Here is an 854-nt window from a genome sequence, read left to right on the forward strand (position 1 = left end):
GCGGCCCGCCCCCCGTGGGTTCCTCCGTGGGTTCCTCCATCCATCCCTCTGTCCATCACACCGGCTTCCGCGGCGCGCTGGGCATCGGGCCGATGGGACATTGCGGCCTCGATGGGAGACTATTGAGCTATGAAGGCTCGAATCCTGGTGATTGATGACGACGAAGCCCTGTCCGAGATGATAGGGATTGTGCTGCGCAACGACGGCTTCGATCCCGTCTTCTGCGCGGACGGGGCCGCGGCACTCGGCATCTTCAAGGCCACCCAACCCGACCTGGTCCTGCTCGATCTCATGCTGCCGGGGCTGGACGGGATCGAGGTCTGCCGGCAGATCCGCAGCGAGTCGGATCTGCCCATCGTGATGCTGACCGCGAAATCCGACACGTCCGACGTCGTGCGTGGGCTTGAATCCGGTGCCGACGACTACGTTCCCAAGCCGTTCAAACCGGCCGAGCTCGTGGCCCGCGTGCGTGCGCGGCTACGCCCGGGGGACCTGAAGGCACCCGAGACGCTGAAGATCGGCGACGTCAGCATCGACGTCGCCGGGCACTCGGTGACCCGCGCAGGTGTCCGTGTTTCTCTCACGCCGCTCGAATTCGACCTCCTGGTAGCGCTCGCACGGAAGCCTTGGCAGGTCTTCACCCGGGAACTGCTGCTCGAGCAGGTGTGGGGCTACCGGCACGCGGCGGACACGCGGCTGGTCAATGTCCACGTCCAGAGGCTGCGCTCCAAGATCGAGCGGGACCCGGAAGCGCCCGAGATCGTGCTGACCGTGCGCGGCGTCGGGTACAAGGCGGGTCAAGGATAGTTTGAGCACGTCGGCGGATCCAGCGCAACGTCCCGCCCGGACCCGGC

The 854-nt window shown here is 66.5% G+C and carries 1 protein-coding gene; it reads left to right on the forward strand.

Going from position 1 to position 854, the window contains the following annotated elements; all coding sequences use genetic code 11:
- The first annotated feature begins 129 nt into the window (after positions 1 to 129).
- On the forward strand, positions 130 to 807 hold the full coding sequence (gene mtrA / locus Y705_RS0115350) for an MtrAB system response regulator MtrA (protein ID WP_026533492.1): 678 nt from the start codon (positions 130 to 132) through the stop codon (positions 805 to 807).
- Positions 808 to 854: the final 47 nt, after the last annotated feature.

This window comes from Arthrobacter sp. H41, assembly GCF_000520535.1.
GTDB lineage: Bacteria > Actinomycetota > Actinomycetes > Actinomycetales > Micrococcaceae > Arthrobacter_D.

Bases quoted from the DNA above. Each gene is read 5' to 3' on its own strand.
- mtrA (WP_026533492.1), top strand. From the start codon at position 130: ATGAAGGCTCGAATCCTGGTGATTGATGACGACGAAGCCCTGTCCGAG.